Raw genomic sequence first — 17,879 nt, 5'->3', positions numbered from 1 at the left:
TTTAAGTAAGGTCAAGAAAAGTATGTTTTCATATTTTTCTTGACTTTTTTTAATACTGTGGTATACTTAACCAGTAAACTATTTTTGAAAAATATTCTCTGATGTGAATGAGGTTTATAAAATAAGGAGAGATACATGAGGCAGTTAGCAACTGAAATAGATCAATTTTTAAATGAGATAATCCTGAAATCTGAAAACCAGCACGAAATTTTGATTGGTCATTGCACGAGTGAAGTAGCTTTGACAAATACCCAAGAGCATATTCTGATGCTCTTATCAGAGGAATCGTTAACGAATTCGGAGTTGGCGCGTCGACTAAATGTCAGCCAAGCAGCTGTCACCAAGGCCGTTAAATCCTTGATTAAAGAAGGGATGCTAGAAACCTCAAAGGACCCCAAGGATGCTCGGGTGATTTTTTATCAATTGACAGATTTAGCGCGACCAATTGCTGAGGAACATCACCATCATCATGAACATACCCTTTCCATTTATGAGCAACTTGCAAGTCAAATCACGCCAGATGAACAAGAAATTATCCAGCGGTTTTTAACTGCTTTAGTAGGAGAAATCAAGTAATGAGATATATTACAGTTGAGGATTTATCTTTCTATTATGACAAGGAACCTGTTCTTGAACATATCAATTATAGTGTTGATAGTGGGGAATTTGTCACACTTACTGGAGAGAATGGAGCGGCAAAGACAACGCTAATCAAGGCTAGTTTAGGTATTTTACAGCCAAGATTTGGTAAAGTAACGATTTCAAAGACTAACACTCGTGGGACAAAATTAAGAATTGCCTATCTCCCCCAACATATAGCTAGTTTTAATGCGGGTTTTCCAAGTACCGTTTATGAATTTGTCAAATCAGGTCGCTTCCCAAGAAAGGGTTGGTTTCGTCGATTAAATGCTCACGATGAGGAACATATCAAGGCTAGTTTGAACTCGGTTGGTATGTGGGAGCACCGGGATAAGCGCATTGGTTCGCTTTCTGGTGGGCAAAAGCAAAGGGCTGTCATTGCACGTATGTTTGCATCAGATCCAGATATCTTTATTTTGGATGAGCCAACGACAGGGATGGACGCTGGTACCAAGAATGAATTTTATGAGCTCATGCACCATAGTGCCCACCATCATGGTAAGGCTGTTCTGATGATTACTCACGACCCTGAAGAAGTTAAGGATTATGCAGATCGCAATATCCACCTTGTCCGTGACCAAGATTCGCCATGGCGTTGTTTCAATGTCCATGAAAGTGACCAGGAGGTGGAGCATGCTTAATCTATTTTCTTATGATTTTATGCAACGGGCCTTTTTGGCGGTTATTGCGATGAGTCTATTTTCACCAGTTCTTGGTACCTTTCTAATTTTGCGTCGTCAAAGTCTCATGAGTGATACTCTCAGTCACGTCTCGCTTTCAGGGGTAGCCTTTGGTTTAGTTTTAGGAATTTCTCCGACCATCTCAACCATTGCCATTGTTTTGATTGCGGCGATCTTCCTTGAATATCTTCGTACGGTTTACAAGAGTTTTATGGAAATTGGTACGGCTATCCTCATGTCTACAGGGCTTGCAGTTTCACTGATTGTGATGAGTAAGGGGAAGAGTTCTAGTTCTATGAGTCTGGATCAGTATCTCTTTGGCTCCATTGTGACCATTAGTCAAGAGCAGGTGGTGGGGCTCTTTATCATTGCGGCGGTTGTTTTAATCTTGGCCTTCCTCTTTTTGAGGCCTATGTATATCCTGACCTTTGATGAAGATACGGCTTTTGTCGATGGCCTTCCAGTTCGAACCATGTCCATTCTCTTTAACATGGTAACAGGTGTGGCTATCGCTCTCATGATACCAGCGGCAGGTGCGCTTTTAGTATCGACTATCATGGTCTTGCCAGCAAGTATCGCTCTGCGCCTTGGTAAAAACTTTAGTTCTGTGATGATTCTTGCCTGCGTTATTGGGTTTCTAGGTATGGTGGCAGGACTTTATATTTCCTACTATGCAGAAACACCTGCAAGTGCAAGTATTACTATCATTTTTGTTGCTGTCTTTTTATTGGTCAGCCTCTTCAAACATTTTATCAAATAGGAGATTTGTATGAAAAAAATTGGAATTTTTTTAGCAAGCATATGTACGCTCTTTTTAGTTGCTTGTTCCCATCAAAAACAAGCTGATGGAAAACTCAATATCGTGACGACATTTTACCCTGTTTACGAGTTTACCAAGCAAGTCGCAGGCGATACTGCTAATGTGGAGCTCTTAATCGGGGCTGGAACAGAACCTCATGAGTACGAACCATCTGCCAAGGCGGTTGCTAAGATTCAAGAAGCGGACACCTTCGTTTATGAAAATGAAAATATGGAAACTTGGGTTCCTAAATTGTTGGATACCTTAGACCAGAAAAAAGTGAATACGATTAAAGCAACAGGCGATATGTTATTATTACCAGGTGGTGAGGAAGAAGAGGGAGACCATGATCATGGAGAAGAACATCATCATCAATATGATCCTCATGTATGGTTGTCTCCTTCGCGTGCAATCAAGCTTGTAGAGCACATCCGTGATAGTTTGTCAGCAGATTATCCTGATAAAAAAGAGACTTTTGAAAAGAACGCTGCAGCCTATATCGAGAAACTACAAGCTTTAGACAAGGCATACACCGAAGGACTTTCTGGTGCCAAACAAAAGAGCTTTGTGACTCAACACGCAGCCTTTAACTATCTCGCCTTAGACTATGGGCTTAAACAAGTCGCAATATCAGGACTTTCTCCAGATGCAGAACCATCAGCCGCTCGTTTGGCAGAATTGACAGAATACGTCAAGAAAAATAAAATTGCCTATATCTATTTTGAAGAAAATGCTTCGCAGTCTCTTGCCAATACGTTATCAAAAGAAGCAGGTGTCAAGACAGATGTCCTCAATCCTTTAGAAAGTCTGACAGAAGAGGAGACTAAGGCTGGAGAGAATTACATCTCTATCATGGAGAAAAATTTGCAAGTCCTCAAGCAAACCACTGACCAAGAAGGCCCAGAAATCGAACCAGAAAAGGCAGAGGATACGAAAACAGTTCAAAATGGTTACTTTGAGGATGCTGATGTTAAGGATCGCACCCTAAGTGACTATGCTGGCAACTGGCAGTCTGTCTATCCTTTCCTTGAAAATGGAACTCTTGATCAAGTCTTTGACTACAAGGCTAAGTTGACTGGTAAGATGACCAAGGATGAGTATAAGGCCTACTATCAAAAAGGCTACAGAACAGATGTGACCAAGATTAACATTACGGATAATACTATGGAATTCATCCAAGGTGACCAAAGTAAGAAATATAACTACAAGTATGTTGGCAAGAAAATCTTGACTTATAAGAAGGGGAATCGAGGTGTTCGCTACCTCTTTGAAGCGACAGATGCGGATGCTGGACAGTTCAAGTATGTTCAGTTTAGCGATCATAATATTGCTCCGGTCAAGGCAGAACATTTTCATATTTTCTTTGGAGGAAAGAGCCAAGAAGCCCTCTTTGAAGAGATGGACAACTGGCCTACCTACTATCCAGACAACTTATCTGGCCAAGAAATCGCCCAAGAGATGTTGGCACATTAAGATACGATTCACATGATAAAAGCGGACAGGAAAGTTTTCTGATTATCAGAATCCTCTCTTGTCCGCTTTTTTGAGTTTTGTAAGTTAAAGAGCCATTGCCCCCCATTTATGTACTTATAAATTTATTCAGTTTCAAGCTTACTTTATTTGTCAAAGCCTTGTAAAGCTTTTTCGCGTTCTTCTACTTGTCCTTTGGCATCTAGTTTATTACCACCGTAAACTGCTGTTTCCCATGATCCGTACATTGGATTTGGGAAGATGATGAATTTTTCACCAAATTCTTTTTGCAATTCTTCAAGTTGTTTGTCACGGTCGGCTTCAGAAGTTTTAGAAAAATCTGCAAAGTCTACAAGGTTATCACCAAATAGTAACACAAGATTTGTTTTTTCTTGAACAGCTTGGCGACGACCTTCTTTAGATTTTACACCACTCTCTAGGAACATGAGATGGTCACGTCCCTGTACAGGAATCCCTTCGTTTTCTAGATTTTTAATGGTAGCATCTACTTGACTCACTGAGCGGTCAGAAATATAGTAGATTTGGACACCGTTTTGATCAGCAAATTGAAGAAAATCTTTTGCGCCTGGAACAGCTTTTGCTGCAGCTTTTTGGACCCAAACATCCCAATTTTCAGGTGTGAACGCTGTTCCATCTTTGACATTTTGAACTTGGTAAGGACTGTTGTCTAAGACTGTTTCATCCAAGTCCAAAACAATCGAATAAGGTTTATCTGATTCTTTTTTAAGTAATTCCTTCAAACGATCTGTAGCAACATTATAACCTTGTAGATACAAGGCTTTTGTTTCAGCGGCTTTTTGATACCAGAGAGTTGACATGGTATTTTCTCTAGACCGTAACTGATCGTAAGTCATTGTAATCTGATTGTCGGATGAGCTATTAGCAGATGTTTGTGTTTCTGTAGATTTTGTCGCACAACTGGTCAATAAGATGACAGATGCAAGTGCAGAAACGATTGTAACAGTGGTTTTTGCTGTTTTCATAAAATATCTCCTATTTATTAATTTCAATAACAGTATAGCATGAGGGGATAGTTAAGGCAAGCGTTTTCCTAAATATGGACTTGCTTTTTCAAAAAATGCTACAGATAATTATCGGATTGGAGGAAGAGAAAAATCTCTAAAAGACCTTGAAAAATCTAGCTAAATAAGGTATAATATAAATAATCATTTGTCGTAGGTTTTGTCTGAAATATTGTCCGGACAAGGCTCACAGCAGTTAAATCAAACTGGAGAAGTCGGATTTAGCTGCTCTTTTTGTGCTCATTTTCAGGTTTTTGAGGATTTGTAATAGAGATTTAAAGATTCTGAAAATTGGTCGAAAGGGATAAGTTGATAGGGGTTTTAAAACCATCTAATGATAATTATTGGCTTAGATTACTAAGCTTGGAACTTTATTTAAAAAGGAGAATCATCTTGGCAGGACATGACGTTCAATACGGGAAACATCGTACCCGTCGTAGTTTTTCAAGAATCAAAGAAGTTCTTGACTTACCAAATTTGATTGAAATTCAAACTGATTCATTCAAAGATTTCCTAGACCATGGTCTGAAGGAAGTGTTTGAAGATGTATTGCCAATTTCAAACTTCACAGACACAATGGAGTTGGAATTTGTTGGCTACGAAATCAAAGAACCTAAATATACGCTTGAAGAGGCTCGTATCCATGATGCCAGCTATTCAGCACCTATCTTTGTAACCTTCCGCTTGATTAACAAAGAAACTGGCGAAATTAAAACCCAGGAAGTATTCTTTGGTGATTTCCCAATCATGACTGAGATGGGGACTTTCATCATCAACGGTGGTGAACGGATCATCGTATCACAGTTGGTGCGCTCTCCAGGTGTTTACTTTAATGATAAGGTAGATAAGAACGGTAAAGTGGGCTACGGTTCAACTGTTATCCCTAACCGTGGGGCTTGGTTGGAACTTGAAAGCGACTCAAAAGATATCGTCTACACTCGTATCGACCGTACTCGTAAAATTCCATTTACGACCTTGGTTCGTGCGCTAGGTTTCTCAGGCGATGACGAAATCTTTGATATCTTTGGTGACAGCGAGTTGGTTCGCAACACTGTTGAAAAAGATATCCATAAAAACCCAATGGACTCTCGTACAGACGAAGCATTGAAAGAAATTTATGAGCGTCTTCGTCCAGGTGAACCAAAAACTGCCGAGAGTTCACGTACCTTGCTTGTGGCTCGTTTCTTCGACCCACGTCGTTATGACTTGGCAGCTGTTGGACGCTACAAGATTAACAAGAAATTAAATATTAAAACTCGTTTGCTCAACCAAACAATCGCTGAACCATTGGTGGACCCTGAAACTGGTGAAATCTTGGTTGAAAAAGGTGCTGTCATGACTCGCGATGTTATTGAAAGCATCGAAGATCACTTGGATGGTGATTTGAACAAGATTGTCTACACTCCAAATGACTCAGCTGTTTTGACAGAACCAGTTGTTCTTCAAAAATTCAAGGTTGTAGCACCTACTGACCCAGATCGTGTTGTAACAATCATCGGTAATGCAAATCCAGAGGATAAAGTTCGCACTATCACTCCGGCAGATATCCTTTCTGAGATGAGCTACTTCCTCAACTTGGCTGAAGGTATCGGTCGCGTTGATGATATCGACCACCTCGGAAATCGTCGTATCCGTGCCGTTGGTGAATTGCTTGCCAACCAAGTACGTCTTGGACTTTCACGTATGGAACGTAATGTTCGTGAACGTATGTCTGTTCAAGATAACGAAGTGTTAACACCTCAACAAATCATTAACATCCGTCCAGTAACTGCAGCAATCAAAGAATTCTTTGGTTCTTCTCAATTGTCGCAGTTCATGGACCAACACAACCCACTTTCTGAGTTGTCACACAAACGTCGTTTGTCTGCCTTAGGACCTGGTGGTTTGACACGTGACCGCGCTGGATATGAAGTGCGTGACGTGCACTACACTCACTATGGTCGTATGTGTCCGATTGAAACACCTGAAGGACCAAACATCGGTTTGATCAACAACTTGTCTTCATATGGACACTTAAACAAATATGGATTCATTCAAACACCATACCGTAAGGTAGATCGTGCAACTAGTAAAGTAACCAACGAAATCGTTTGGTTGACTGCCGATGAAGAAGATGAATACACAGTTGCGCAAGCTAACTCAAAATTGAATGCAGATGGAACTTTCGCAGAAAAAGTTGTCATGGGACGTCACCAAGGGGTTAACCAAGAATATCCATCATCAAGTGTTGATTATATGGACGTTTCTCCTAAACAGGTAGTTGCCGTTGCGACAGCATGTATTCCTTTCTTGGAAAACGATGACTCCAACCGTGCCCTCATGGGTGCTAACATGCAACGTCAAGCTGTGCCATTGATTGATCCAAAAGCACCTTTCGTTGGTACTGGTATGGAATACCAGGCTGCCCACGACTCAGGAGCTGCTATTATTGCTCAATACGATGGTAAAGTTACCTATGCGGATGCTGACGAGGTAGAAGTTCGCCGCGAAGATGGTTCTCTTGATGTATACCACGTTCAAAAATTCCGCCGTTCAAACTCAGGTACTGCTTACAACCAACGTACTCTTGTTAAAGTTGGTGATGTCGTCGAAAAAGGTGACTTTATTGCAGATGGACCTTCTATGGAAAAAGGTGAAATGGCGCTTGGACAAAACCCAATCGTTGCCTACATGACATGGGAAGGTTACAACTTCGAGGATGCCGTTATCATGAGCGAACGCTTGGTGAAAGATGATGTTTATACTTCTGTTCACCTTGAAGAATACGAATCAGAAACACGCGATACAAAGCTTGGGCCTGAAGAAATCACTCGTGAAATTCCAAACGTTGGTGAAGATGCCCTTAAAGATCTTGACGAAATGGGTATTATCCGTATCGGTGCTGAGGTTAAAGAAGGGGACATCCTTGTAGGTAAAGTAACACCTAAGGGTGAAAAGGACCTTTCTGCTGAAGAACGTCTCTTGCACGCTATCTTCGGAGACAAATCTCGTGAAGTTCGTGACACTTCTCTTCGTGTACCACACGGTGCCGATGGTGTCGTACGTGATGTTAAAATCTTTACACGTGCAAATGGTGATGAATTGCAATCTGGCGTTAACATGCTAGTCCGCGTCTACATCGCACAAAAACGTAAGATTAAGGTCGGAGATAAGATGGCCGGACGTCACGGAAACAAAGGGGTTGTTTCTCGTATCGTTCCTGTAGAAGACATGCCTTATCTTCCAGATGGAACTCCAGTTGATATCATGTTGAACCCTCTTGGGGTGCCATCACGTATGAATATCGGACAAGTTATGGAACTTCACCTAGGTATGGCAGCTCGTACTCTTGGTATTCACATCGCAACGCCAGTCTTTGACGGAGCAAGTTCTGAAGACCTTTGGGACACTGTCAAAGAAGCAGGTATGGATAGTGATGCTAAGACAATCCTTTACGATGGACGTACTGGGGAACCATTTGATAACCGTGTGTCAGTCGGTGTCATGTACATGATTAAACTCCACCACATGGTTGACGATAAATTGCACGCTCGTTCAGTTGGACCTTACTCAACCGTTACACAACAACCACTCGGAGGTAAAGCTCAGTTTGGTGGACAACGTTTCGGTGAGATGGAAGTTTGGGCGCTTGAAGCCTATGGTGCTTCAAATGTCCTCCAAGAAATCTTGACTTACAAGTCTGACGATATCAACGGACGTTTGAAAGCTTATGAAGCTATTACAAAAGGAAAACCAATTCCAAAACCAGGTGTTCCAGAATCATTCCGAGTTCTTGTGAAAGAATTGCAATCTCTTGGTCTTGACATGCGTGTTCTTGACGAAGATGATCAAGAAGTGGAACTTCGTGACCTAGATGAAGGAATGGACGAAGATGTCATCCACGTAGATGACCTTGAAAAAGCCCGCGAAAGAGCAGCTCAAGAGGCTAAAGCAGCCTTTGATGCAGAAGAAAATGCAAAAGCGGAAACAACAGAAGAAGCTGCTGAACAAGAATAAGCAGTTCACTTAAAATAGAAAGGGAAGAAATAGTGGTTGATGTAAATCGTTTTAAAAGAATGCAAATCACACTAGCTTCTCCAAGCAAAGTCCGTTCATGGTCTTATGGAGAAGTCAAAAAACCTGAAACAATCAATTACCGTACGTTGAAACCAGAACGTGAAGGGCTCTTTGACGAAGTGATCTTTGGTCCTACAAAAGACTGGGAATGTGCTTGTGGTAAATACAAACGCATTCGTTACAGAGGGATTGTTTGTGACCGTTGTGGTGTTGAAGTAACGCGTACAAAAGTTCGTCGTGAACGTATGGGACACATCGAGTTGAAAGCTCCTGTATCTCATATCTGGTATTTCAAGGGAATTCCAAGCCGTATGGGCTTGACCCTTGATATGAGCCCTCGTGCCCTCGAGGAAGTAATCTACTTTGCTGCTTACGTGGTGATCGATCCAAAAGATACACCACTTGAGCACAAATCTATCATGACAGAGCGTGAATACCGTGAACGCTTACGTGAATTTGGTCATGGTTCATTCGTTGCCAAAATGGGTGCCGAAGCTATCCAAGACCTCTTGAAACAAGTTGATCTTGAAAAAGAAATTGCTGAACTCAAAGAAGAGTTGAAAACAGCTACTGGACAAAAACGTGTCAAAGCCATCCGCCGTTTGGATGTTTTGGATGCCTTTTACAAATCTGGAAACAAACCTGAATGGATGGTTCTTAACATCTTGCCAGTTATTCCACCAGATCTTCGTCCAATGTTGCAGTTGGATGGTGGGCGTTTTGCCTCATCTGACTTGAACGACCTTTACCGTCGTGTGATCAACCGGAACAACCGTTTGGCTCGTTTGCTTGAGTTGAATGCACCAGGTATCATCGTTCAAAATGAGAAACGGATGCTTCAAGAAGCAGTTGACGCTTTGATTGACAATGGTCGTCGTGGTCGTCCGATTACTGGACCTGGTAGTCGGCCACTCAAATCATTGAGCCACATGCTCAAAGGGAAACAAGGACGTTTCCGTCAAAACTTGCTCGGTAAACGTGTTGACTTCTCAGGACGTTCCGTTATCGCCGTTGGTCCAACTCTTAAGATGTACCAATGTGGTGTGCCACGTGAAATGGCCATCGAGCTCTTTAAACCATTTGTCATGCGTGAAATCGTAGCTCGCGATATCGTGCAAAACGTTAAGGCGGCAAAACGCTTGGTAGAACGTGGAGACGAACGTATCTGGGATATCTTGGAAGAAGTCATTAAAGAACACCCAGTGCTTTTGAACCGCGCACCGACCCTTCACCGTTTGGGGATTCAAGCCTTTGAGCCTGTCTTGATTGACGGTAAAGCTCTTCGTTTGCATCCACTAGCCTGTGAAGCCTATAATGCCGACTTTGACGGGGACCAAATGGCCATCCACGTGCCTCTTTCAGAAGAAGCACAAGCAGAAGCTCGTATCTTGATGTTGGCTGCTGAACACATCTTGAATCCAAAAGATGGAAAACCAGTCGTTACACCATCTCAGGATATGGTTTTGGGGAACTATTACTTGACCATGGAAGAAGCTGGTCGTGAAGGTGAAGGAATGGTCTTTAAGGACCGTGACGAAGCTGTCATGGCATATCGCAATGGTTATGTTCACCTACACTCACGTGTTGGGATTACGACTGATAGTTTGAATAAACCATGGACAGAGGATCAAAAACACAAAATCTTGCTGACAACTGTTGGTAAAATCCTCTTCAACGATATCATGCCAGAAGGCCTACCATACTTGCAAGAGCCAACAAACGCTAACTTGACAGAAGGCGTTTCGGATAAATACTTCTTGCCACTAGGTGGAAATATCCATGAAGCTATTAGCGCGTTGGAAATCAATCCACCATTCAAGAAGAAAAACCTTGGAAATATCATCGCTGAGATTTTCAAACGTTTCCGTACAACAGAAACTTCAGCCTTCCTTGACCGTTTGAAGAACTTAGGTTACCATCAATCAACACTTGCTGGATTGACAGTGGGTATTGCGGATATCCCGGTTGTTGAAGACAAGGCTGAAATCATCGAAGAATCACACAAACGTGTGGAACAAATCACTAAACAGTTCCGTCGTGGTATGATTACAGATGATGAACGCTATAATGCTGTTACAGCTGAATGGCGTGCAGCTCGTGAAAAACTTGAAAAACGTTTGGTTGCCAACCAAGATCCTAAGAACCCAATCGTTATGATGATGGACTCTGGTGCCCGTGGTAATATCTCAAACTTCTCACAACTTGCCGGTATGCGTGGTTTGATGGCAGCTCCGAACGGACGTATCATGGAATTGCCAATCCTTTCAAACTTCCGTGAAGGTTTGTCAGTACTCGAAATGTTCTTCTCAACTCACGGTGCCCGTAAAGGGATGACCGATACGGCCTTGAAGACAGCCGACTCAGGTTACTTGACTCGTCGTTTGGTTGACGTTGCCCAAGACGTTATCATTCGTGAGGATGACTGTGGAACTGACCGTGGTCTCTTGATCCGCTCTATCACAGAAGGTAAAGAGATGATTGAATCTCTTGAAGAACGTCTCAATGGTCGTTACACTAAGAAAACGGTTCGCCACCCAGAAACTGGTGAAGTCATCATCGGCCCAGACGAATTGATTACAGAAGACAAGGCGCGTGAAATTGTCAATGCTGGTGTGGAAGAAGTCACTATCCGCTCTGTATTTACATGTAACACTCGTCACGGTGTCTGCCGTCACTGTTATGGTATCAACTTGGCAACTGGTGATGCGGTTGAAGTGGGTGAAGCAGTTGGAACCATCGCTGCCCAATCTATCGGGGAACCTGGTACACAGCTTACAATGCGTACCTTCCACACGGGTGGTGTTGCCTCAAATACCGATATCACGCAAGGTCTTCCTCGTGTCCAAGAAATCTTTGAAGCCCGCAATCCTAAAGGGGAAGCGGTTATCACAGAAGTCAAAGGACAAGTTACTGCAATCGAAGAAGATGCTTCAACTCGCACTAAGAAAGTCTTTGTTAAGGGCGAAACTGGTGAAGGCGAATACGTGGTACCATTTACAGCTCGTATGCGTGTCCAAGTTGGAGATCAAGTCTCTCGTGGTGCAGCCTTGACAGAAGGTTCTATCCAACCAAAACATCTCCTTGCTGTACGTGATGTCTTGTCAGTTGAAACTTATCTTCTTGGTGAAGTACAAAAAGTTTACCGTAGCCAAGGGGTAGAAATCGGCGACAAACACATCGAGGTTATGGTTCGTCAAATGATCCGTAAAGTTCGTGTCATGGATCCAGGTGATACAGACCTTCTCATGGGTACACTTTTGGATATCAACGACTTTACAGATGCCAACAAAGATGTCCTTATCGCAGGTGGTGTTCCAGCGACTGGTCGCCCAGTCCTTATGGGAATTACCAAAGCCTCACTTGAAACAAATAGCTTCTTGTCAGCGGCTTCCTTCCAGGAAACAACGCGTGTCCTTACAGATGCGGCTATCCGTGGTAAGAAAGATCATCTCCTTGGACTTAAGGAAAATGTTATCATCGGTAAGATCATCCCAGCAGGTACTGGTATGGCTCGTTACCGCAACCTTGAACCACAAGCTGTTAATGAAGAGTCACTTCTCGTAGATTCACAAGAAGAAGGACAAGTGGACGTCTTAGTGGAGACAGACGAAACAAATGAATAATTGACTAACTCTAAAAGAGGGAACTTTCCCTCTTTTGGCGTGTTAGAGATACGAAAAGTATAAGGCCTATTTTCTTGAAAAATTGACCAATTTGTCTTAAGGCTAGGTCATTTAATAAAAAAATGGTAAAAATTCTTGACATTTATACTTTGAAGTGTAAAAATAAGATGTTGTATTTTTAGAGATAATCAACAATAAATAAACTATAAAAAATAAATTCCCAAAGGGGGATGGAGGAAAATCATGAAAAATGATCTGTTTAACGATCGTATCAGTAGATTCTCAATCCGTAAACTTCATGTAGGGGTTTGTTCGGTCCTACTAGGAACACTAGTGATGGCTGGAACTGCTACAAGTGTCGGAGCTGATGAAGTGACTGAAAATAAACAAGCTGAAGGTGTCGCAGCTAAAACGGAAGTTGAAAAAGCTAAAACACCTGCTACGACTGAAGCAGCACCTGCAAAAGAAGTGAAAGCAGCACCTGCAAAAGAAGTGACTTACCAAGCAGAAGCAGCACCTGTAGTTTCAACTGAGGTAAAACCTGAGCTTAAAACTGAAACATTAGCAGCTTATGTTGCTGAAGTTGAAGCAAACTTGGCAAATGGCAAATACAGCAACAAGACAGATGAGAGTGTAGAAGTTCTCAAAGCAAGTCTTGCCAACGCTCAAAATGTTCTTGCAACTGCTACAAGCCAAGCTGAACTAGATGCAGCTTACCAATCACTTGTAACAATTGTCAATGCGAAACTGAAAAATAAGGAAGTAGCGAAAGTAGAAAAACCAGTAGTTGAAACTCCTGCTACAACAGAAGCAACTACAGGAAAACCAGCTGAAAACACTGCACCAGCTGAAGGGACAAACGCAATCGCAAATACAGGGAAGAACGACCCTCGTAATGGGAAAGAGATTGACAAAGGCACAGCCTTCCGTGCAGAAACAGCAGCTACTACTGGAGTAGGGGCAGATGTTGTAGACGCAACATCAACTCCAAAAGTTGAAAAACCAGGATATACAACAAATCTTGATGCCAAATCTATGACTAGACAGATTACTTGGTTGGACTTTGGGGATACAGCCAACTGGACGGGTACTACAACAACGTCGAATGGGGATCTTGCCCTTCAAGTTGGTGCCACCTATACTAAGGAAATTATGCCGGGTTACGTGGTAACCGTCAAAGTTAAATCTTTGAAACCCTTCCAAGCAACAGAAATCTACAAAAAGCGCTTAGAAGACCGAGGAGCGACGGCAGCTGAAAAGGCTACCTATGATCCAAATGCCAGAAATGGTTATGTGAGTGGGACTACTGATCAAAAAGCGCTTGCAGAATTGAACGCTGGTCACGAAGCAAAGGTTATTGCCGAGGCTCAAAACCGTTGGACTGAAATTAAATTCGAAGGTATTGATACTGGGACAAAGAAAACTACCATTAGTTCAGAATTAAATGGTGGGAACATTGGAGTCCAGTTTGAAATTTCTGCGACCTTCCGTGGAAAAGTGGTCAAACCTGCCATTGTTATGGCGGATGGGGAATCTGCTAGCATCGGTGAATTGGTTATGTTCACCACAAACGGACAAGGATGGCAACATATAGGGGAATGGAAAAAATCGGTCAGAGGAAATAATGTAACTTATATTCCTCAAGACACAGACAATTTATTTGGTTCGAACCCTTCCACTAAAATAAATGGCATGAATTTCAATAGGATCAACCTTGACCAACTTCGAAGAGCAAATCAAGTTGGGCCAGATAAAAAAGCAGTTGCTTGGAAGTACTTTGGAAGTGCCGATTTAACAACTGGAGGTCTCGGAACAGGGATCTTCGGACCAAATATTTCTGCTGCTGATGTGGATGTTCCTCTTGTTATGACTAGGGGGGCTTCTGAGATTGGTCTTTACATTGCTTCAGGCGGGAAACAATCAGCCATGCTTGGTTTCTTCCCGCTTGATGAAGGGGATGCTCCTGAGTCATATGGTAAGGCAGTTCATACCATTGCAACTGTAGACGGTGTTACTGGAGCGAAAGTAAATCAACCGTATCTTGGTAACGTGAGCCCAGATATGGATGAAAATACGACTCTTGACTGGTTCGGTGATGATAAGGCAACTACGGCCGATGAAGGAATTGACCAATTGCTTCCAGATGACCTCAAAGGGACAACCAATGAGATGATCAAGATGGACCGTACACGCCCAGGGAACTACAAGATGTCAGTTCAAGCCCATTTGGATGGAGCTTCAGAAGCACATATCTATGGTTGGGTAGACTTTAACCAAAATGGTAAATTCGATGAGGATGAACGCTCAAATCTCGCTACAATCACACAAGATGGCACTGTTGAGTTGACCTTTGCAAACAGCAAGACTTACATCGATCCTAGCGTCAACGAGCTTGGTGCTCGTGTCCGTATTGCTAAGAAAGCTACTGAGATTGAAAGTCCAACGGGTATGGCCTTTTCAGGGGAAGTAGAAGACTTCAAGACTCAAATCACCCACCCACCTAAAGGGGAATTTAAGGAAACTTCTGGTCCTCAAGCTACTAAACAAACAGCAACAGTAACCTTTACAGCACGTGGAGAGCACAAGTATCAACGTAACTCTCAGGCAGTCATCGATGAAACAGTAGCACCATACATCGTTGACAAAGATGGCAATCGTGCAACCCTTGATGCAGACGGTTACTACGTCGTTAAAGGACAAGGTAAGTACAAGATTACTGCTAAAGGTAAAGATGTAGATGTTGAGTTTATTCCTGAGGATAACTTCCTTGGAACTGCTGATGGTATCTCAATCCGTCGTGTAGATAACAACGGTTACGATACTGGTTGGTCATCAAAATTCCCAGACCAAGAACCAAATATTGATGGTCAGTTGAATACCATGGATGGTCAATACGTTCCAACAGTCACTCCTATTGAAATTGAAGGGGTTGACAAGACATCTAAAGATATTCAAGGTGCAACTCAAAAAGAAACACCAACCTTTAACACAACTGAAACTAACGCAAATGGAGACAAGATTTCGGTCACTCCAAGTGCAGAATATCCTGCTAAGTTGGTAGACCCAGCAACAGGTCTTACTACTGATGCGACATCTGTAACAGTAGCAGGAGAAGGGACTTACACTATTAATCCTACAACTGGTGAAGTAACCTTCACTCCAGAACCAAGCTTTACTGGTACAGCCAAAGGTGTGGAAGTTACATTGTCAGCGCCAGTTGGTCGAAATAAAGACGGTAAGATTCAAGAAGAGTACATTAAGACTGCTACAGCTAAGTACACACCAACAGTAACACCAATTACCGTTACTCCAACCAATAAAGTTTCTGAAGACATTCAAAACGTTCCTCAAACACAAACACCAACTTTTGATTTGAGTAACGACAAGACTGCCCAAATCACAAGCAAGAAATTGGTGGATCCAGCTACAGGTCAACCGACAGACGCAACAACTGTAACAGTAGCAGGAGAAGGAAGCTACACAATTGATCCTACTACAGGAGCTGTAACCTTCACTCCTGAAAAAGACTTTGTCGGAACTGCTCAGGGAGTTAAAGTGCAAGCAACTGCAACTGTGACAAATGCTACAGGTGCAACTTCAACTATTACTTCTGAAGCAAGCTACACTCCAACTGTAAAAGCAGCTGCTCCGACAGCTAAGCCAGCTACATCTAAAGATATCCAAGGTGCAACTCAAACTGGTACGCCAACTTTTGCAGGAACAACTGTCCAAGTAAATGGTCAAGACAAACCTGTAACCATTAAAGCAAATAGCTATAAACTTTTGGATAAAGATGGTAATGAAGTAAGTGGAACTACACCAGCCTATGCGGCAGATGGTACAACTGTTATCGGTAACTTCTCAATCGACCCAGCAACTGGTACTGTAACTTTCACACCAACTGACAAATCTTACACAGGTACTGTTACACCAGTTAAGGTTCAAGCTGAAAGCTCAAACGGTATCAAGGTTGATACAACTTACACTCCAGAGATTGTCCCTGTAACACCAACAGCAACACCAGCAACATCTACCGATGTACAAGGTGCAACTCAAACAGGAAAACCTGAATTCAAGGGTGGAACTGTGACAGTTGACGGTGTTGAGAAGACTGTTGCTATCAACGAAACTGTACCAGCTACATTTGAAGATGGTACAACTACGAAGACAGTTCCAAACGTTGGTACTTATACAGTAGCCCCAGACGGAACAGTTACATTCGTTCCTGAAAAATCATTTATCGGAACAGCACCAGCTGTAACAGTTGTTCGTGTAGATATGAACGGTACAAAAGCTTCTGCGACATACACACCAACAGTAACTCCAGTGAAACCAACAGCTGAAGATGCTACTTCAACTGACAAACAAGGTCAAACTCAATCTGGTAAACCAACATTCACACCAGGTAACTCAAACGTACCAATGGATGATACTGTTCCAGCAACCTTCGAAGATGGTTCAACAACTAAGGTTATTCCAGGCGAAGGAACCTACACAGTAGCCCCAGACGGAACTGTAACCTTCGTTCCTGAAAAATCATTCACAGGAGTCGGAACAGGCGTAACTGTTAAGCGTGTCGATAAAAACGGTACTCCAGCAACAGCTAAGTACACACCAACTGTTACACCAGTAGCTCCAACAGCAACACCAGCTGAATCAGAAGCACCTCAAGGTGTGGTTCAAACTGGTACAGTGACCTTCACAGAAGGTGATCCAGTTGCTCCAATCGACAAGGATACCATTACCCTTCTTGATGAAAATGGTCAACCAGCTGCTTCAGTAGATGCTAAGTCACCAGACGGTAAGGTTATCGGTACCTTTACAGTTGATAAGGCTACAGGTGTTGTCACTTTCACACCAACTGATAAATCATACTCAGGTGAAGTCGTTCCAGTTAAGGTTCAAGCTAAAGACGCGAATGCAACAGCTGTAGAAACAACTTACACACCTAAGATTACACCAGTAGTTCCAACAGCAGATCCAGCGACATCAACAGATATCCAAGGTAAGACACAAACAGGCACCCCAACCTTCACAGAAGGGAATCCAAATGTGCCAATAGACAATACTGTTCCAGCAACCTTCGAAGATGGTTCAACAACTAAGGTTATTCCAGGAGAAGGAACTTACACTGTAGCACCAGACGGTACAGTAACCTTCGTCCCAGAAAAATCATTCACAGGAGTAGGAACAGGTGTAACTGTTAAGCGTGTAGATAAGAACGGTACACCAGTAACCGCTAAATACACACCAACAGTAACTCCAGTAACACCAACTGCGAAACCAGTAACAACAACAGATATCCAAGGTAAGACACAAACAGGTACCCCAACCTTTACCCCAGGTAATCCTGATGTGCCAATGGATAATGATGTTCCAGCAACCTTCGAAGATGGTTCAACAACTAAGGTTATTCCAGGCGAAGGAACTTACACTGTAGCCCCAGATGGAACAGTGACCTTCGTCCCAGAAAAATCATTCACAGGAGTAGGAACAGGCGTAACTGTTAAACGTGTCGACAAGAACGGTACACCGGTAACCGCTAAATACACACCAACAGTAACTCCAG

8 protein-coding genes are annotated in these 17,879 nt (G+C 42.6%); 7 read left to right on the top strand and 1 reads right to left on the bottom strand.

The window, feature by feature from the left end; translation table 11 throughout:
- The first annotated feature begins 135 nt into the window (after positions 1-135).
- Genes adcR through HMPREF3237_RS05360 form a run of 4 tightly spaced genes read left to right on the top strand, consistent with a single transcriptional unit; the run spans position 136 to position 3,591 of the window.
- Positions 136-576 (top strand): zinc-dependent transcriptional regulator AdcR, encoded by a 441-nt coding sequence (gene adcR / locus HMPREF3237_RS05375; protein WP_070889084.1) that lies wholly within the window; start codon positions 136-138, stop codon positions 574-576.
- Entirely contained in the window at positions 576-1,280 is a 705-nt protein-coding gene (locus HMPREF3237_RS05370; RefSeq protein WP_006144781.1) for a metal ABC transporter ATP-binding protein, read from the top strand. The genes adcR and HMPREF3237_RS05370 overlap by 1 nt, the downstream gene beginning before the upstream one ends.
- Positions 1,273-2,079: a metal ABC transporter permease gene (locus HMPREF3237_RS05365; RefSeq protein ID WP_006144783.1), complete on the top strand. Its 807-nt coding sequence runs from the start codon at positions 1,273-1,275 to the stop codon at positions 2,077-2,079. Before HMPREF3237_RS05370 ends, HMPREF3237_RS05365 begins: the two co-directional genes overlap by 8 nt.
- Positions 2,080-2,088: 9 nt before the next feature.
- Positions 2,089-3,591: a zinc ABC transporter substrate-binding protein AdcA gene (locus tag HMPREF3237_RS05360; protein ID WP_070889083.1), complete on the top strand. Its 1,503-nt coding sequence runs from the start codon at positions 2,089-2,091 to the stop codon at positions 3,589-3,591.
- Positions 3,592-3,734: 143 nt separating this feature from the next.
- On the opposite strand, the gene HMPREF3237_RS05355 is transcribed toward HMPREF3237_RS05360, so the two are convergent.
- Complete coding sequence (locus HMPREF3237_RS05355; RefSeq protein ID WP_070889082.1) at positions 3,735-4,592, bottom strand: 5'-nucleotidase, lipoprotein e(P4) family; 858 nt, start codon at positions 4,590-4,592, stop codon at positions 3,735-3,737.
- Positions 4,593-5,024: 432 nt separating this feature from the next.
- Between HMPREF3237_RS05355 and HMPREF3237_RS05350 the strand changes: the two genes are divergently transcribed.
- The 3 genes from HMPREF3237_RS05350 to HMPREF3237_RS05340 form a co-directional block, all read left to right on the top strand.
- Positions 5,025-8,627 carry a DNA-directed RNA polymerase subunit beta gene (locus tag HMPREF3237_RS05350; protein WP_070889081.1) on the top strand — a complete coding sequence of 1,201 codons (3,603 nt, stop codon included), beginning with the start codon at positions 5,025-5,027 and terminating at the stop codon, positions 8,625-8,627.
- Positions 8,628-8,659: 32 nt separating this feature from the next.
- Positions 8,660-12,310 carry a DNA-directed RNA polymerase subunit beta' gene (gene rpoC, locus HMPREF3237_RS05345; protein WP_070889080.1) on the top strand — a complete coding sequence of 1,217 codons (3,651 nt, stop codon included), beginning with the start codon at positions 8,660-8,662 and terminating at the stop codon, positions 12,308-12,310.
- 243 nt (positions 12,311-12,553) lie between these two features.
- On the top strand, positions 12,554-17,879 hold a 5,326-nt coding region (locus tag HMPREF3237_RS05340; protein WP_070889079.1), incomplete at its 3' end, for a CshA/CshB family fibrillar adhesin-related protein.

This window comes from Streptococcus sp. HMSC34B10 (genome assembly GCF_001839505.1).
GTDB lineage: Bacteria > Bacillota > Bacilli > Lactobacillales > Streptococcaceae > Streptococcus > Streptococcus peroris.
Note: the sequence above shows the minus strand (reverse complement) of the source record. Positions and strands in the feature narration are given on the sequence as shown.